The organism is Streptomyces sp. 11x1, from assembly GCF_032598905.1.
Taxonomy (GTDB): domain Bacteria; phylum Actinomycetota; class Actinomycetes; order Streptomycetales; family Streptomycetaceae; genus Streptomyces.
Window position 1 is genome coordinate 1,594,734 of record NZ_CP122458.1, and the last position, 14,805, is coordinate 1,609,538.

General features: G+C 69.8%; 15 protein-coding genes and 2 pseudogenes. 15 read left to right on the forward strand and 2 right to left on the reverse strand.

Annotated elements, in window-relative coordinates; translation table 11 throughout:
• Nucleotides 1-76: 76 nt before the first annotated feature.
• Entirely contained in the window at nucleotides 77-931 is an 855-nt protein-coding gene (locus tag P8T65_RS07170; RefSeq protein ID WP_316724524.1) for an IclR family transcriptional regulator, read from the reverse strand.
• Between the two features lie 306 nt (nucleotides 932-1,237).
• On the opposite strand from P8T65_RS07170, the gene P8T65_RS07175 reads away from it, so the two are divergent.
• The 12 genes and pseudogenes from P8T65_RS07175 (at nucleotide 1,238) to P8T65_RS07230 (ending at nucleotide 11,661) form a co-directional block, all read left to right on the forward strand.
• On the forward strand, nucleotides 1,238-2,563 hold the full coding sequence (locus P8T65_RS07175) for an aromatic ring-hydroxylating dioxygenase subunit alpha (RefSeq protein WP_316724525.1): 1,326 nt from the start codon (nucleotides 1,238-1,240) through the stop codon (nucleotides 2,561-2,563).
• Nucleotides 2,560-2,907: a bifunctional 3-phenylpropionate/cinnamic acid dioxygenase ferredoxin subunit gene (locus P8T65_RS07180; protein WP_316724526.1), complete on the forward strand. Its 348-nt coding sequence runs from the start codon at nucleotides 2,560-2,562 to the stop codon at nucleotides 2,905-2,907. Before P8T65_RS07175 ends, P8T65_RS07180 begins: the two co-directional genes overlap by 4 nt.
• Nucleotides 2,904-4,124 (forward strand): FAD-dependent oxidoreductase, encoded by a 1,221-nt coding sequence (locus tag P8T65_RS07185; protein WP_316724527.1) that lies wholly within the window; start codon nucleotides 2,904-2,906, stop codon nucleotides 4,122-4,124. Before P8T65_RS07180 ends, P8T65_RS07185 begins: the two co-directional genes overlap by 4 nt.
• A gap of 95 nt (nucleotides 4,125-4,219) precedes the next feature.
• Entirely contained in the window at nucleotides 4,220-4,771 is a 552-nt protein-coding gene (locus P8T65_RS07190) for a 3-phenylpropionate/cinnamic acid dioxygenase subunit beta (RefSeq protein WP_316724528.1), read from the forward strand.
• Between the two features lie 14 nt (nucleotides 4,772-4,785).
• Complete coding sequence (locus P8T65_RS07195; protein ID WP_316724529.1) at nucleotides 4,786-5,652, forward strand: alpha/beta fold hydrolase; 867 nt, start codon at nucleotides 4,786-4,788, stop codon at nucleotides 5,650-5,652.
• 3 nt (nucleotides 5,653-5,655) lie between these two features.
• Entirely contained in the window at nucleotides 5,656-6,495 is an 840-nt protein-coding gene (gene hcaB / locus P8T65_RS07200; RefSeq protein WP_316724530.1) for a 3-(cis-5,6-dihydroxycyclohexa-1,3-dien-1-yl)propanoate dehydrogenase, read from the forward strand.
• Nucleotides 6,496-6,540: 45 nt separating this feature from the next.
• Nucleotides 6,541-8,118 carry a long-chain fatty acid--CoA ligase gene (locus tag P8T65_RS07205; RefSeq protein WP_316724531.1) on the forward strand — a complete coding sequence of 526 codons (1,578 nt, stop codon included), beginning with the start codon at nucleotides 6,541-6,543 and terminating at the stop codon, nucleotides 8,116-8,118.
• Between the two features lie 7 nt (nucleotides 8,119-8,125).
• Nucleotides 8,126-8,626, forward strand: coding sequence for a GNAT family N-acetyltransferase (locus tag P8T65_RS07210; RefSeq protein ID WP_316724532.1), 501 nt, complete (start codon nucleotides 8,126-8,128; stop codon nucleotides 8,624-8,626).
• Between the two features lie 58 nt (nucleotides 8,627-8,684).
• Nucleotides 8,685-9,056 (forward strand): annotated as a pseudogene (locus P8T65_RS07215) (electron transfer flavoprotein subunit alpha/FixB family protein); the annotation flags it as partial.
• 396 nt (nucleotides 9,057-9,452) lie between these two features.
• Nucleotides 9,453-10,517 carry an aromatic ring-hydroxylating dioxygenase subunit alpha gene (locus P8T65_RS07220; RefSeq protein ID WP_316724533.1) on the forward strand — a complete coding sequence of 355 codons (1,065 nt, stop codon included), beginning with the start codon at nucleotides 9,453-9,455 and terminating at the stop codon, nucleotides 10,515-10,517.
• The gene (locus tag P8T65_RS07225; protein WP_184901854.1) at nucleotides 10,514-10,711 is read left to right on the forward strand and encodes a hypothetical protein; all 198 of its coding nucleotides are present in this window, start codon (nucleotides 10,514-10,516) and stop codon (nucleotides 10,709-10,711) included. Before P8T65_RS07220 ends, P8T65_RS07225 begins: the two co-directional genes overlap by 4 nt.
• Nucleotides 10,708-11,661: a PDR/VanB family oxidoreductase gene (locus P8T65_RS07230; RefSeq protein ID WP_316724534.1), complete on the forward strand. Its 954-nt coding sequence runs from the start codon at nucleotides 10,708-10,710 to the stop codon at nucleotides 11,659-11,661. The genes P8T65_RS07225 and P8T65_RS07230 overlap by 4 nt, the downstream gene beginning before the upstream one ends.
• Here P8T65_RS07230 and P8T65_RS07235 read toward each other — a convergent pair.
• A pseudogene (locus tag P8T65_RS07235) lies at nucleotides 11,612-11,886 on the reverse strand (IclR family transcriptional regulator C-terminal domain-containing protein); the annotation flags it as partial. The gene P8T65_RS07230 and the pseudogene P8T65_RS07235 sit on opposite strands and share 50 nt — an antisense overlap.
• Nucleotides 11,887-12,276: 390 nt before the next feature.
• Between P8T65_RS07235 and P8T65_RS07240 the strand changes: the two are divergent.
• The 3 genes from P8T65_RS07240 to P8T65_RS07250 are packed head-to-tail and all read left to right on the forward strand — an operon-like array spanning nucleotide 12,277 to nucleotide 14,788.
• Nucleotides 12,277-13,245, forward strand: coding sequence for an ABC transporter substrate-binding protein (locus tag P8T65_RS07240; RefSeq protein ID WP_316724535.1), 969 nt, complete (start codon nucleotides 12,277-12,279; stop codon nucleotides 13,243-13,245).
• A complete protein-coding gene (locus tag P8T65_RS07245) occupies nucleotides 13,242-14,015 on the forward strand; it encodes an ABC transporter permease (protein WP_316724536.1) in 774 nt (257 codons plus the stop codon). Before P8T65_RS07240 ends, P8T65_RS07245 begins: the two co-directional genes overlap by 4 nt.
• A complete protein-coding gene (locus P8T65_RS07250) occupies nucleotides 14,012-14,788 on the forward strand; it encodes an ABC transporter permease subunit (RefSeq protein WP_316724537.1) in 777 nt (258 codons plus the stop codon). Before P8T65_RS07245 ends, P8T65_RS07250 begins: the two co-directional genes overlap by 4 nt.
• Nucleotides 14,789-14,805: the final 17 nt, after the last annotated feature.

Consider the following 14,805-nt stretch of genomic DNA (forward strand, 5'->3'; position numbering starts at 1 on the left):
AGGCTGGCCCCCCATTCGTCTGCCGCGGCGGCGTGCGTACCGGGCTGCTGCGCGAGTCGCGGCGGCCCCGGTTCGGTCATGCTGCCCGAACCTCGGCGAGCCCGGACAGTGCGGCCGTCCGGGGCGTCGCCGCGTTGACCGTGCGCGCCGCCGCGTGGGCCACCCGGCGGAGGGCCGGCGCGTAGCGGACGGGATCGAACCGCCCATCGGCGCCCGCGACGGAGAGGGCGGCCACCGGACGCCCGGCGGACCCCATGATCGGCACTGCGACACAGACGAGGCCGGAGACGGCCTCTTGGCGGTCGAAGGCGAGGCCGTCTCTGCGGATGCGTCCCAGCTCGGCCCGGAAGCGGTCGGGATCGGTCACCGTGTTGCTGGTGTGGGCCGTCAGCCCCGCCGCGATCGCTGCCTCTGCGGCGTCGTGGTCGTAGGCGAGGAGCGCCTTGCCCACCCCCGTGCAGTACGCCGGCAGGCGGGCACCGATGCGAGACGGGGAGCGGGACGCCCGGTGCCCGTGGATCTTGTCGACGTAGACGACGTCGGTGCCGTGCAGCACGGCGAGGTGCACGGTTTCGTGAGTGAGCTCGTAGAGGTCCGCAAGGTGGGGCACGAGCCGTTCCTGCAGCACGGGAGGTGCCTGACCGTAGACCCGGATACCGATGTCGAAGAGCTGAGCGCCCAGCCGGTAGTCGCTGCCCACCCGCTCGACGAGATCGTTGCGCTGCAGGATCCCAAGCAGCCGGAAGGCTGTCGACTTGGTCAATCCCGCGCGGCGAGCCAGATCGCTCACGCCGATCTGCCCGTCCACCTCGGCGAGGGACTTGAGCAGGACGAGGGCCTTGTCGACCGCGGTCTGCTGATCGGCTCCCCCGCAGGGATCTCCGTGCGGCGTGGGCCGGACGTGGGGTGAATCGGGTGAAGAGAGTGGCATGACGGCCTCCGGCGACTCTGCAAGGTGGCCACTTTAGTGGACGCCTGTCCATTTTAAATGGTCGATGTCAGGACTGTAAACGGAAGCGGACGTCTCCTGTGTGTGAGGTCGCCGACTCCGGCGGCGCTGTGCCGTATCCCGGCACGACTGCTGGGCGATGTGCAGCCGAACGGCTTTTCCTGAGCCCATGCAGCGACAGCCCAGTGACGGGACGAGCCTCCGAGGGGAACCGGGGCGCTCACCGGAACCGACCACCACCGTTCCGTGCCGCTTCACGAGCACGAACCAGCCCGAGGAGGTCCAGCGATGACAACCGCGCCCATGCGCCGGGGAGACCGGCTTGCCGGCGTGCCGGAGACGTCGGTCGACGTCGCCCCCTACTTCGACCTGGACCGGGGGCTGGTCGACCGCACGATCTTCAGCGATCAGGCCCTCTACCGGCAGGAACTGCGTCGCATCTTCGCACCGAGCTGGCTGTTCCTCGCGCACGAGAGCCAGTTCTCGAAGCCGGGCGACTTCTTCACCACATACATGGGTGAGGATCCCGTCATCGTCACGATGGGGCGTGATCGCAAGCTGCGGGCGTTCCTCAACGCCTGCCGGCACCGGGGCATGCGGGTCTGTCGCGCCGACGCGGGCGCCACGAAGGCGTTCACATGCAGCTACCACGGCTGGTCTTACGACACGTCCGGGAAGCTGACCAACGTACCCAATGGCGAGGACTACCCGGCCCACTTCGATCAGGACCAGTGGGGTCTGATCGAGGTCGCCCAGCTCGACACCTACAAGGGACTCGTCTTCGCGACCTGGAACCCCGAGGCCCCGCCGCTCGTCGAGGCGCTCGGCGGACTTGCCTGGTACCTGGACGCCATGCTCGACCGGGATCCGGAGGGCACCGAGGTCGTGGGCGGCGTGCACAAGTGGGTGCTGGAAGGCAACTGGAAGCTCGCCGCCGAGCAGTTCGCCTCCGACTGGTACCACGTCAACATCTCGCACGCCTCGGCGTTGATGGTGATGTCGCCGAGCGGCAAGGGGCCGAAGACGGAGATCGTGCAGACGCCGGGTCGCCAGTACACCGACTCCCTCGGGCACGGTCACGGCTTCCCCACCCACCCCAAGAGCCGTTTCGACGACCGGGTCGTGCACGAGTGGTACGACTACGCCGCGCTGCGCGAACGGCTCGGTGACGCCCGCGTCGAGGGCCCCATGACCACCGGACACGGCACGGTCTTCCCCAACTTCTCCTACCTGCCGGTCAACGGCTCCATCCGGGTCTGGCACCCCAAGGGTCCGGACAAGATGGAGGTCTGGGCCTGGACCATCGTCGACAAGTCCATGCCCGACGAGGTCAAGAACGCCCAACGCCTCTACAACCTCCGCACGTTCGGACCGTCCGGCATCTTCGAGCAGGACGACGGCGAGAACTGGAGCGAGTGCCAGGCCACCGCCCACGGCTTCGTGGCCGGCTCCATGACCCTCAACTACCAGATGGGCCTGGGACTTGAGGCCGACGACGGCGTTCACCCCGGTACCACCGGCCGCCTCTACACCGACGGCGCGGCCCGCGGCTTCTACGCCCGCTGGCGCGACCTGATGAACACCCCCGCCTGGCACGAGAAGGACACCCCATGAGCACCATCGGCACTGGAATTCAGGTCGCCGCCGTCGGCGAGATCGAAGGCGGTGAAGCGCTGCGGGTGCCCGCCGAGGCCACCGGCCACACCGACGCCATCTCCGTCTTCCACGACGGCGGTGCCTACTACGCCCTCGACGACACCTGCTCCCATGGCCAGGCTTCGCTCGCTGACGGCTGGATCGAGGACGGCGAGGTGGAATGCCCCCTGCACAGCGCCCGGTTCTGCCTGAAGTCCGGCGAACCGCAGTGCATGCCCGCCACCCTCGCCCAGCGCACCCACCGGGTCGAGGAGCGCGACGGCGGCATCTGGCTGCACCCCGGTGAGAAGGCCGGCGCATGAGTGCCCCGGGGAGGATCGCCGTCGTCGGCGCCGGCCTGGCCGCCGTGTCGACGGCCGACGCACTGCGCAGCGAAGGATACGACGGCGACATCGCCCTCTACTCGGCCGAGCGCGGCCTTCCCTACGACCGTCCGCCCCTGAGCAAGGACGTGCTCCTCGGCAAGGCCCGCCGCCCGGACATCCTGCTGCGGCCCGAGCAGTGGTACGAGGAGCAGCGCGTCGAACTCCACGACGGCACCCCCGTCCGGGCTGTCCGCCCGCACGAGGGCGGCCTGGAACTGGCCGACGGGCGCTTGATCAGGGCCGACCGGATCGTGCTGGCCACCGGCGGTACGCCCCGCGCGCTGCCGGTACCTGGGGGCGATGGCCCGGCCGTCCATGTCCTACGCACGTGGGAGGAGGCCGAGCGCCTGCGGGAGCAGCTGCTGCCAGGTGCCCGGATCGCCGTGATCGGAGCCGGGCTGATCGGAGCCGAGGCCGCGGCCGTCGCCCACGGCCTGGGCTGCCGCGTCACCCTGATCGACCCGGTCCCGGTGCCGCTGGCGGCGGTGGTCGGAGAGGACATCGCGAGTGCCCTGCACCTCAGACATTCCGCCGAAGGGATCGGGGTGCTGACGGCCGGTGTCGAACGGATCGAACGCCGCCCCGGCAGCCTCGGAGTCCTGGTGCAGCTTTCCGGGTACAGCGGAGCCGTCTCCGTCGACACAGTCGTGGCCGGTATCGGCATTCGCCCGGCCACTGAACTCGGCGAAGCCGCCGGACTCCACGTGGACAACGGCACTGTGGTGAGTCCCGGGCAGCGGACCTCCCACCCGAACGTCTTCGCCGTGGGTGACGTGGCGCGCCTTGACGGCCATCGCGTCCGTCACGAGCACTGGGAGGCAGCCCAGCGGGACGGGGAGTCCGCCGCTCGCGGCATCCTCGGCCGCCCGGTTCCGGAGCCTGGTTCCACGTGGTTCTGGTCCGACCGGCACGGCTCCCGGGTGGAGGCGGTCGGCACCATGGCGGAAGCCGAGCGGACGGTGCTGCGCGGGACACCGGACGGCGGTGCCTTCACGGTCTTCGGGTTGCGCGGCGACCGGCTGGTGGCCGCGGCCGCCATCGACCGAGCGCGTGACATCAAGGCCGCCCGGCGTCTCATCGACCGCGGCATTGAGGTGGAGCTGTCGCGGCTCGCCGACGAAGGAACCGACCTGCGCACCCTGCTGAAGCGCTGACGCCCGTGCCGTCCACCGGCACGCACGCTCCCCGAAACGCCCCGCTCCGCGCTGGAATGACAGCACTCAGCGCGGCCCTGCAGGAAGACCCACTGATGAGCATTCACTCTCCGGAGACGACCGCACCGGTCGTCGACGAGGACATCCGGCTTCACTTCGAGGTGCAGCGCCTGTACGCCTTGGAGGCACAGCTGCTCGACCAGCACCGGTACGCCGACTGGCTGGAGCTGCTCGCCGACGACCTGCACTACTGGGCACCGGTGCGCACCAACCGGCTGCGGCGCCAGCAGGCCCTTGCCGACGGCTCGCCCGGCGAGGTGGCGATCTTCGACGAGACCAAGGCGAGTCTGGCCTGGCGGATCCGCCGTTTCGACTCCGGCATGGCCTGGGCCGAGGACCCGCCCTCCCGCACCCGCCACCTGATCACCAACGTGACGGTACGGGCGGGCGAGGAGCCGGGCGAATACGTCGCCGAGTCCGCCTTCCTCTGCTACCGAAACCGTCTGGAGCGCGAGGTCGACATCTACGCCGGCGGCCGCACGGACGTGCTGCGCCGAGGTGCGGACGGCTCGCTACTGATCGCCCGCCGCACGATCCTGCTCGACCAGAACGTCCTGCTCGCCAAGAACATCAGCACCTTCCTGTGAACCGGAGCCCGCTCGTGACCACTGAAGAAACTGCAGACGTGAAGCTCGTCGAGCACACCGTGCAGACCACGCTCGGCACCATCGCGGTCAGCGAGGCCGGTGAGGGGCCGGTACTGGTCATGCTGCACGGTGGCGGCCCCGGCGCGAGCGCGGTGGCCAACTACCACCAGAATCTGCCCGCGCTCACCCGGCAGTTCCGCGTGATCCTGCCCGACCAGCCCGGCTTCGGCGGCAGCTACCGCCCGACCGAGGCTGACCTGGACGCCCGCAGCATCACCGAGATCACGGTCGACGCGCTGCTTCAGACGCTGGACGCGCTGGGCATCGACCGCTTCCACCTGCTAGGCAACAGCCTGGGCGGAGCTGCCGCCATCGCCACCGCACTCGAAGCCACCGAGCGGGTCGAGAAGTTGGTGCTGATGGCGCCGGGCGGCGGTTGGCTGCCCTTCGGCCCGACCCCGACCGAGGGCCAGAAGGCCATGTTCCGTTACTACAACGGCGAGGGCCCCACGCTGAAGAAGATGCGGGACTTCATCGGCGTGATGACCGCCGAGCCCAAGCGCTGGGCCGACACGGCACAGGCGCGCTACGAGGCCTCCCTCGACGAGACCCACATCGCCTTCTACCACGCCTACAACGCCGCCTTCGCCAAGCGGCATGGCATGGACCCGCTCTGGCAGCACGTGCACAAGGTCAAGTGCCCGACCCTGCTGCTGTGGGGCCGTGACGACCGCACCATCACCCTCGACGGCGCCCAGCTGATGCTCAAGCAGATCCGTGACGTCCAACTGCACGTCTTCGGCGGCTGCGGCCACTGGGTCCAACTGGAGCGGCAGGCGGAGTTCGAACGCCTGGTCACCGATTTCCTCAAGGAGCACTGACGCATGGGATGGCTGGAGGGCGAGGTCGCCCTGATCACCGGCGGCGGCTCCGGCATCGGCCGCGCGGTCGCCCTGCGCTACCTCGCCGAGGGCGCCAGCGTCGCCATTCTCGGGCGCGGAGCTGCACAGTTGGAGGAGGTCGTAGAGGCCGCGGGCGACCGGGCCGACCGCATGCTGACGCTCACCGGCGACGTACGGTCTCCCGAGGACCTGCACCGCGCCGTCGAGGCCACCGTCGCCCGGTTCGGCAAGCTGGACATCCTCGTCCCGAACGCAGGCATCTGGGACTACCACCGCAGCGTCACCCGTCTCGACGGCAAGCAACTCTCCGAGGCCTTCGACGAGATCTTCGGAATCAACGTCAAGGGCTATGTCCTGGCCGTAGAGGCCGCCTGGCGGGAGCTGGTGGCCACCCGCGGCAGTATCGTCATGACCCTGTCCAACGCCTCCTTCCACACCGACGGCGGCGGCGCCCTCTACACGGCCAGCAAGCACGCCTGCCTTGGCCTGGTCCGCCAGTTCGCCTATGAACTGGCGCCGAAGGTCCGCGTCAACGGCGTCGCCACTGGCGGTATGCGCACCAAGCTGCGCGGTCCGCAGAGCCTGGGACTGCAGGACCGCACGCTGGCCGCGTCCTTCGAGAAGAACGAGGCCTCCGGCGCCGAACAACCGCCTCTTATACCGCTGTACGACTCCAGCGTCGAACCCGAGGACTTCACCGGGCCCTACGTCCTGCTCGCCTCCCGCACCGACAGCGGCACCGTCACCGGCGCAGTGATCCCCGCCGACGGAGGCATCGCCGTCCGGGGCTTCCGCACCCCCGCCGGCGGCGCCGACCTGTAACCCTTCCCCGCACCCCGTACACCAGCCATCGAAGGAGCCGCCGCCATGGCCGCCGTCGACATCAGCCCCGCCGCGGCGCTGCACCGCAGAGCCCAGTACACAAGCCCGAGCGCGCTCGTGTACGAGGACACCGAGATCTCCGCCGGCCGACTCAGCCGAACCGTCACCCGGTTCGCCGCTGGGCTGGCCGCGAACGGACTCCGCAGCGGTGACCGCGTCGCCTACCTCGGCCTCAACAGCGTGACCTTCTTCGAGACCCTGTTCGCCGCCGCCCAACTCGGGGCGGTCTTCGTCCCGGTCAACTTCCGGCTCGCACCGGACGAGGTGCGGCACATTCTGGTCGACAGCGGCGCCCACACCCTGGTCGTCGAGCAGGGCCACCGCGCACTGGTCGAGTCGATCATGAACGAGGTGCCCGCACGACGTCACGTCCTGATCGACACCGACCCCCGGTGCCCGGCGGCAGCCGCCCCCGCCGCCGTCTGGACGCCGCTGTCGGAACTGCTCGGCTCCGATCAGCCGGCCCGGGAACCCGCGACTCTGCACGACGACGACCTCGGCGTCCTCATGTACACCTCCGGCACCACCGGTCGCCCCAAGGGGGTCATGCTCACTCACGGCAACCTCTGGTGGAACGCGGCCAACGTCGACAGCGTCGTCGACACCCGCACCGCCGACGTGAACCTGGCCGTCGCCCCGCTCTTCCACATCGGCGGCCTCAACGCACTCACCCTGCGCACTCTGCTGCGCGGCGGCACGGTGATCCTGCGCCGCGGCTTCGACCCCGCCCAGTGCCTCGAAGACCTCGTCCAGCACCGAGTGAACAGTCTCTTCGCCGTCCCCGCCATGTTCGCCGCGCTGGCCCGCGTGCCAGGGTTCCGCGAGGCCGATCTCAGTGCACTGCGAGCGGCGATCGTGGCGGGAGCACCGGTGCCGCCGCAACTCATCAGGGATTACGGCGAGCACGGCGTCCTGCTCCAGCAGGCGTGGGGACTGACCGAGACGGCCCCCTTCGCCACCTACCTCCCGGCCGGGCTGACATCGGAGAAGGCAGGGTCGGCCGGTGCGCCCATGCCGTACACCGAGGTCCGTCTGGTCGACCCCGCCACGGGCGCCGTAATCCGGGACACCGACATCCGTGGCGAGATGTGCGTGCGCGGCCCCAACGTCACCACCGGCTACTGGAACAACCCGGACGCCACCCGTTCCGCCTTCGACGAGGCCGGCTGGTTCCACAGCGGTGACATCGCCCACCGGGACAAGGACGGCTTGTACTACATCGTCGACCGCCTCAAAGACATGATCATCAGCGGCGGGGAGAACGTCTACCCGGCCGAGGTCGAACGCGTCCTGGCTGCCCTCCCCGGCGTCATCGAGGCGGCCGTCATCGGTGTCCCCGACCCGAAGTGGGGCGAGACGGTCCTCGCCGTCCTCACCTGCGAGTCGGGCACGGCTCCCACCCTGGAGGAGGTACGTGCCTTCGCCGGTGGGCAGCTGGCCAGGTACAAGCTGCCGACCCGGGTGATGATCGCCGAACAACTACCGCGCAACGGAAGCGGCAAGCTGGCCAAGACTGAACTCCGCCGCTGGGTCGAGGCACAGCAGCGCGCTGACGAGGTGTGAGCACCACATGATCACTTTCTCCGGCCTGGCACGCACACCGCCCGAGCCCGTCCTGAACGCCGACTGGGAACTACGTCCGATCGACGAGCCCGCGACCGCGTCCCTGCAGGCCGCCCGCACCTATTCGGTTACCCCGGCGGGCGGCGGCCCGACGGCTCTGCTGCGCGTTCACCGCGTCCCACATCACCCGCTCCACGCCTGCTACCCGTTCGGCGCCCACGACCTCGCCCTCGGGCTCGACCTTTCGGATCCGGGAGCGCCCGGCGAAGCGCTGGCCCCCAAGCTGCTGCGCGCATTCGTCTCCGCCCTCTTCGCCGCCGACTCCGAATGCCGCCGCATCGTCGCCGCACCGGACGAGAGCGACACCGCCACGCAGGTCGTCTTGGAGGCAGGCGGCTTCCTCCGGGTCACGGAGGCGGATCTGCCGGACGCCAGCGTGGTCCTCTACGCGGTGGAACCGCCGGATATCGCCCGTATATCCACCGCGCTGGACGACATGCCTCACTGATCAGGCCAGGTCCCCTGGCCGAGCCCGAACACAGTAGGAGGAGCTGACCGATGGGTGAGCCGTCCGCAAGCCCACCCTGGAGCTGCTGACCCTGGCCCGCCGCATCGGCGAGCCGGTCGCCGTCGCGCTGGGAGGCGGCGCCGGTGACACCGCCGCCGCCCTCGCCGAGCACGGCGCGGTCAAGGTCCTCACCCACGAGGCCGCCGAGTACGCCGAGTACGCCGACTACCTGGTCGTCCCCAAGGTCGACGCCCTCCAGGCCGCCGTCGAGCCTGTGTCCGCCGCGGGCTCCCTCGCCGCCGTCCTCGTCCCGTCCTCCGCGGAGGGCAAGGAGATCGCCGCCCGTCTGGCGCTGCGCATCGGCTCCGGCATCATCACCGGCGCCGTCGGCCTCGAGGCCGGCGACGAGGGCCCGGTGGCCACCCAGTCGTCGACCCGGATTCGCCCCGAGAACCCCAGACTCCAAAACGAACAGTAGTTGACCTGCAGTGATGCCGATTCTTGCCGCTGTACCCAGCATCCACCAATAGAGGAGTCTCACAATTAAAACTAAGTGGACATTCTTGGGCGATTAACGCCACGTAGTGAGTAGTCGCACTCGCCATCGCCGCCCCCGGTTCCCCCGAGCGCGAACCGAATGGCCGCACCACGCGGCACTCCACTCTGGCGACTAAGGGTTGACAGGGCAAGGCTCTGACCAGCCCCTTTGTAGAAGTTCTTCCGCCTGGCAGAAGCCGCCTTGCCGAGCCGGTACAAGCCTCACGACCCTGATTCCAACCACGGCACGCGGGGCGACGACGCCCCGCCGACAGGGACGGGAACCCCCATGCCTCACATGACCGCCTTCGCCAGGAACCAGTGGTACGTCGCCGCCTACGCCGAAGAGGTGGGGCGGGAACTGCTGGGCCGGACGATCCTCGGTGAGCCGCTCGTCTTCTACCGGACGGAGGAGGACGGGACGCCGGTCGCGCTGCACGACCGGTGTGTGCACCGCCGGTACCCGCTCTCCAAGAGCGGGCTGGACGGGGACCGGATCGTGTGCGGGTACCACGGCTTCACGTACGACACGACGGGCGCGTGTGTGTACGTGCCGGGGCAGAAGCGGATCCCGCGGACGGCTCGTGTGGCCTCCTACCCGGTGGTCGAGCAGGACTCGCTGATCTGGGTGTGGATAGGCGACCCGGCGCTCGCCGACCCGCAGACGATCCCGCGCGCGAAGCACCTGGCCGCTCCCGGCTGGACGACCGTGCGCGGTATGGAGCCGATCGACGCCGACTACGGGCTCCTCGTCGACAACCTCCTCGACCTCTCCCACGAGACCTACCTGCACGGCGGCTACATCGGCACCCCCGAGGTCGCCGAGACACCGATCACCACCGAGGTCGACGAGGGCGCCGGCGTCGTGCGCGTGAGCCGGCACATGGACGACGCCGAGTGCCCGCCGTTCTACGCGAGGTCGACCGGCATCGAGGGACGCATCACCCGCTGGCAGGACATCGAGTACTTCGCCCCCTGCCTGTACCTGCTGCACAGCCGGATCGCGCCGGTGGGCGTGCTCCCCGAGGCGGACGGCAGCGACCCCAACGGCTTCCACACCGAGATCACCTACGCGATCACCCCGTCGACGGACGGCAAGGTGTACGACTTCTGGATGGTCTCCCGGGACTGGGCGACCGAGGACGACGAGGTCACCGAGTTCCTCAGGGGCAACAACCACACGGTCGTCATGCAGGACGTCGTCGCGCTGAACCTGCTCCAGGAGACGCTGGGCTCCGAGCGCACCGGCTACCAGGAGCTGAGCATCAACATCGACACCGGCGGTCTGGCCGCCCGCCGTATCCTCGCCCGGCTGGTCGAGCAGGGGGAGAAGCCGGTGGAGAAGGTCCAGTGAGCACACCGCCCACCTTCCGGACCGGTGAGGTCTACCGCATCGCCTGGCTGCCGGGCACGGACATCCTGCACGGCACCTGTCACTGCGGGCGCGAGCACACCGCGCAGGACCCCATCGAGATGTGGGAGTGGATGCTCGCCCACCCGCAAGGACACGAGCCGCAAGGCACAGAGCCACAAGGAAACACCTCATGACCTCGTCCTCCGCCTCGTCCGTCCACGAGGTCGAACTCATCGTCGACAGCCGGGAGTTCGCCGCCGACGGCGTGCTGGCCCTCACCCTGCGGCATCCACTGGGCGAGGAACTCCCGGCCTGGGAACCGGGCGCGCACATCGATGTGCTGCTCGGCCCCGGGCTGGAACGGCAGTACTCGCTGTGCGGCGACCCGGCGGACCGGCACACCTGGCGGATCGGGGTGCTGCGGGAGCCCGACGGGCGCGGCGGATCGGCGTACGTGCACACGGAGTTGGCGCGCGGCGACAAGGTCCGGGTGCGCGGCCCGCGCAACAACTTCGCGCTGGAGCCGGCGCCCCGCTACCGGTTCGTGGCCGGTGGCATCGGCATCACCCCCATCCTGCCGATGCTGGCCGCCGCCGAGGCGGCGGGCGCGGAGTGGTCGCTGCTGTACGGCGGGCGCAGCCGTGCATCCATGGCGTTCCAGCAGGAGTTGGCCGGGTACGGCACCCGGGTGACGGTCGCCCCGCAGGACGAGAGCGGGCTGCTGGACCTCGGGTCCGTGCTGGACGGGCTGCCCGAGGACACTCTCGTCTACTGCTGCGGTCCCGGACCGCTGCTCGACGCGGTCGAGGAGCGGTGCCCGGGCAAGGCGCTCCGCATCGAGCGGTTCCGGCCGAAGGAGCAGGAGACCGGCCCGGACGGCGAGTTCGAGGTCGTGCTGGAGCGGACGGGCAAGACGGTCACGGTTCCCGTCGGGGTCTCCGTGCTCGACACCGTGCGTGCCGCCGGGGTCGAGGTGCTGTACTCGTGCACGGAGGGCACGTGCGGGACCTGTGAGACGGACGTCCTGGAGGGCACCCCGGACCACCGCGACTCGGTGCTCAGCGACGAGGAGCGCGCGGTCGGGGAGACCATGCTCATCTGCGTGTCCCGCTGCCAGGGCTCGCGGCTGGTGCTCGACCTGTAGGGGCGCCGGAGCCGGGGGCCAGGGCTCGCGCCCGGCCCACGGCCGCCCCCGTCACACACAGGTCCGCCTCGATCCCGGCGACCGTGGCGAGCAGATGGGGCAGCAGGTCGCGGCGTACCGCCTCCACGGAGGTACGGCCGGCGTGGACGGGATGTTCAAGGCGGCCGCCACCTCACCGTCCCGGTCCCGCACCGGGGCGGCGACCGAGCGGAGCCCCTCTTCCAGTCCTGGTCGACCAGGACTTACCGTTCCTGGGGAGTGAGCATGAGTGAGCCCGCCCAGCCGCAGACGAAGTGCGGTTCGCGGGCCGCGCCCAACCGGTCTTGATCGGCCATCGTCGCCTCGTGGCAGACGCACGGAGACGCCCGGCACGCGCGCTCCGCACTCACGGCGGTGCGCCTCATACACACGGTGATGCGCCTCGTACACACGGTGATGCGCCTCGTACACACGGTGGTGCGCTCTGCGCACGCCAGGAGCACTCTTGCAAAAACGTCAGCGACCTTGCACAGCGGGGGCATTGACCCACTCGCACCGACGCTCTACGTTCGCGCTGTGCACTGCCGTGCGGTCCACGCACACGTTTGCCGAGCAACTGTCCCACTAGGGGGAGCCATGCGTCGTCTGCCCATCGGCCTCGCGGCCGGCGCTCTTTTTCTGGCCGCCACGGGCTGCGGTTCGTCCGACTCCTCGGGGTCGAGCGGGGCCGGCGCGTCCGGCAGTACCACCACCCTCAAGGTCGGCATCATTCCCATCCTGGATGTCGCTCCCGTCTACCTGGGCCAGAAGAAGGGCTTCTACGCCGAGCGCGGCCTGAAGCTGGAGCTGACGCCCGCTCAGGGCGGGGCCGCGATCGTGCCCGGTGTGATCTCCGGCCAGTTCCAGTTCGGGTTCAGCAACACGACGTCATTGCTGGTCGCCCAGTCCAAGAACGTGCCTGTCAAGGTCGTGGCCAACGGTGTGGCGTCCACTGCCGAGAAGGGTGCCGACTTCTGCGGCATCACGGTGAAGAAGGACAGCCCCGTCAAGTCCCCCGACCAACTGGAGGGCAAGAAGGTCGCGGTCAACACGCTCAACAACATCTGTGACACCTCCATCAGGGAGTCGATCCGCAAGGCGGGCGGCGACCCGTCGAAGGTCGAGTTCGTCGAGATGCCCTTCGACCAGATGCCCGCCGCGCTCGACAAGGGCCAGGTCGACGGGGCCTGCACCCCGGAGCCCGCGCTGGCCACCGTCAAGGCGGCCGGCGGCCGGTCCATCGCGTCGAACTTCTTCGACGTGGACCCGAACCTCACCGTGGCCATGTACTTCACCTCCCAGCAGTACGCCCAGAAGAACCCGGAGCTGGTGAAGAAGTTCCAGGAGGCGACCGTCGAGTCCCTCGAGTACGCCGACAGCCACCCCGACGAGGTCCGCGCGATCCTCACCACGTACACGAAGATCCCGAACGACCTGCGGGACAAGCTGACCCTGCCCCACTTCCCCGCGGAACCCGACCGCCCCTCCATCGAACGGCTGGCCGAACTGGGCGTGCAGGACGGCCTGTTCGACAAGGCCCCGGACCTGGACAAGCTGCTTCCGTGAGGACGGGCAACACCGCGCTGGGCGCGGCCGGCCTCGTGGGGTTCCTCGTGCTGTGGGAGGCGGTCCCCCGGGTCGGCGTCGTCAGGGACGCCTACTTCCCGCCGGTCAGCCGGGTCGCCGGCGCCCTCGGCACCGAGTTCGCCGACGAGGCGTTCTGGACGGCGCTCGGCGACACCCTCACCGGCTGGGCGGTCGGGCTGCTGATCGCCGTCACCGCCGGGATCCTGGTGGGGATCGTCATCGCCGTCGTGCCGTATCTGCGCGAGGCGACGTCCTCCACGATCGAGTTCCTGCGCCCGATCCCCTCGGTCGCGCTGATCCCGCTGGCGGTCCTGCTGTACGGCAGCGAACTGCGGTCGGTGCTGCTGCTGGTGGTCTACGCGTCCTTCTGGCAGGTTCTGATCCAGACCCTGTACGGCGTCCAGGACGTCGACCCGGTCGCCGAGGAGACCGCCCGCTCCTACGGCCTCGGTACGTGGGCGCGGATTCGCCATGTGCTGTGGCCCACCGCCCTGCCGTACGTCATGACCGGCGTCAGGCTGGCCGCGGCGGTGGCGCTCATCCTGGCCGTGACCGCCGAACTGGTCATCGGAGCGCCGGGGTTGGGCCAGCGCATCGCGGTCGCGCAGAGCTCGCAGGCGGTGCCGGAGATGTACGCCCTGGTGGTGGTCACCGGGCTGCTGGGGCTGCTCATCAACGTGGGGGCGCGGACGGTGGAGCGGCGGGCGCTGGCCTGGCACCAGTCGGTGCGCGGGGAGGTGGCGGTGTGAGCCGTGCCCTGCTGCGACCACTGTTCGTCGTCGCCCTCCCCCTCGTCCTGGTCACGGTCTGGTGGTTCGCGTCGGCGGGCAGCACCGATGTGTACTGGCCGCCGCTGCGCACGATCCTCGCCACGTTCCCGGACGTCTGGACGGCCGAGCGGCTGCGCGCCGACGTCCTGCCCAGCCTGCTGCGCCTGACCGCCGGGTACGCCCTGGCGGCGGTCGTCGGTGTGGCGCTCGGCACGGTCATCGGCACCCACCGGCGGGTGCGGGCGGTCTGCGAACCGGTCCTGGAGTTCCTGCGGGCGGTGCCGCCGCCCGTCCTCGTCCCGGTCATCATGCTGTTCGCGGGCATCGGCGACACGATGAAGATCGCCGTGATCGCGAGCGGCTGTGTCTGGCCGATCCTGCTCAACACGGTCGAGGGCGTCCGCGCGGTGGACTCCGTGATGTCCGAGACGGCCAGGTCGTACGGCATCACGGGCGCGGCGCGGCTGCGGAACGTCGTGCTGCGCTCGGCGAGCCCGCAGATCTTCGCCGGGCTGCGCCAGGCGCTGTCCATCGGCATCATCCTCATGGTCATCAGCGAGATGACCGCGGCCAGCAACGGACTGGGTTACACCATCGTCCAGTTCCAGCGCGGTTTCGCCATCCCCGACATGTGGACCGGCATTCTCGTCCTCGGCCTGCTGGGGTTCCTGCTGTCCGTCGTCTTCCGGCTGGTCGAGCGGCGCGTGCTCGGCTGGTACCACGGTCAGCGCGCGTCCTCCCGGCGGTCGTAGTGAAACTCGAGAAGGAG

Coding starts and splice junctions, on each gene's coding strand:
- P8T65_RS07190 (WP_316724528.1), top strand. CDS start 4,220: ATGAGCATTCACTCTCCGGAGACGACCGCACCGGTCGTCGACGAGGAC.
- P8T65_RS07180 (WP_316724526.1), top strand. CDS start 2,560: ATGAGCACCATCGGCACTGGAATTCAGGTCGCCGCCGTCGGCGAGATC.
- P8T65_RS07220 (WP_316724533.1), top strand. CDS start 9,453: ATGCCTCACATGACCGCCTTCGCCAGGAACCAGTGGTACGTCGCCGCC.
- P8T65_RS07175 (WP_316724525.1), top strand. CDS start 1,238: ATGACAACCGCGCCCATGCGCCGGGGAGACCGGCTTGCCGGCGTGCCG.
- P8T65_RS07205 (WP_316724531.1), top strand. CDS start 6,541: ATGGCCGCCGTCGACATCAGCCCCGCCGCGGCGCTGCACCGCAGAGCC.
- P8T65_RS07210 (WP_316724532.1), top strand. CDS start 8,126: ATGATCACTTTCTCCGGCCTGGCACGCACACCGCCCGAGCCCGTCCTG.
- P8T65_RS07240 (WP_316724535.1), top strand. CDS start 12,277: ATGCGTCGTCTGCCCATCGGCCTCGCGGCCGGCGCTCTTTTTCTGGCC.
- hcaB (WP_316724530.1), top strand. CDS start 5,656: ATGGGATGGCTGGAGGGCGAGGTCGCCCTGATCACCGGCGGCGGCTCC.
- P8T65_RS07230 (WP_316724534.1), top strand. CDS start 10,708: ATGACCTCGTCCTCCGCCTCGTCCGTCCACGAGGTCGAACTCATCGTC.
- P8T65_RS07185 (WP_316724527.1), top strand. CDS start 2,904: ATGAGTGCCCCGGGGAGGATCGCCGTCGTCGGCGCCGGCCTGGCCGCC.
- P8T65_RS07170 (WP_316724524.1), bottom strand. CDS start 931: ATGCCACTCTCTTCACCCGATTCACCCCACGTCCGGCCCACGCCGCAC.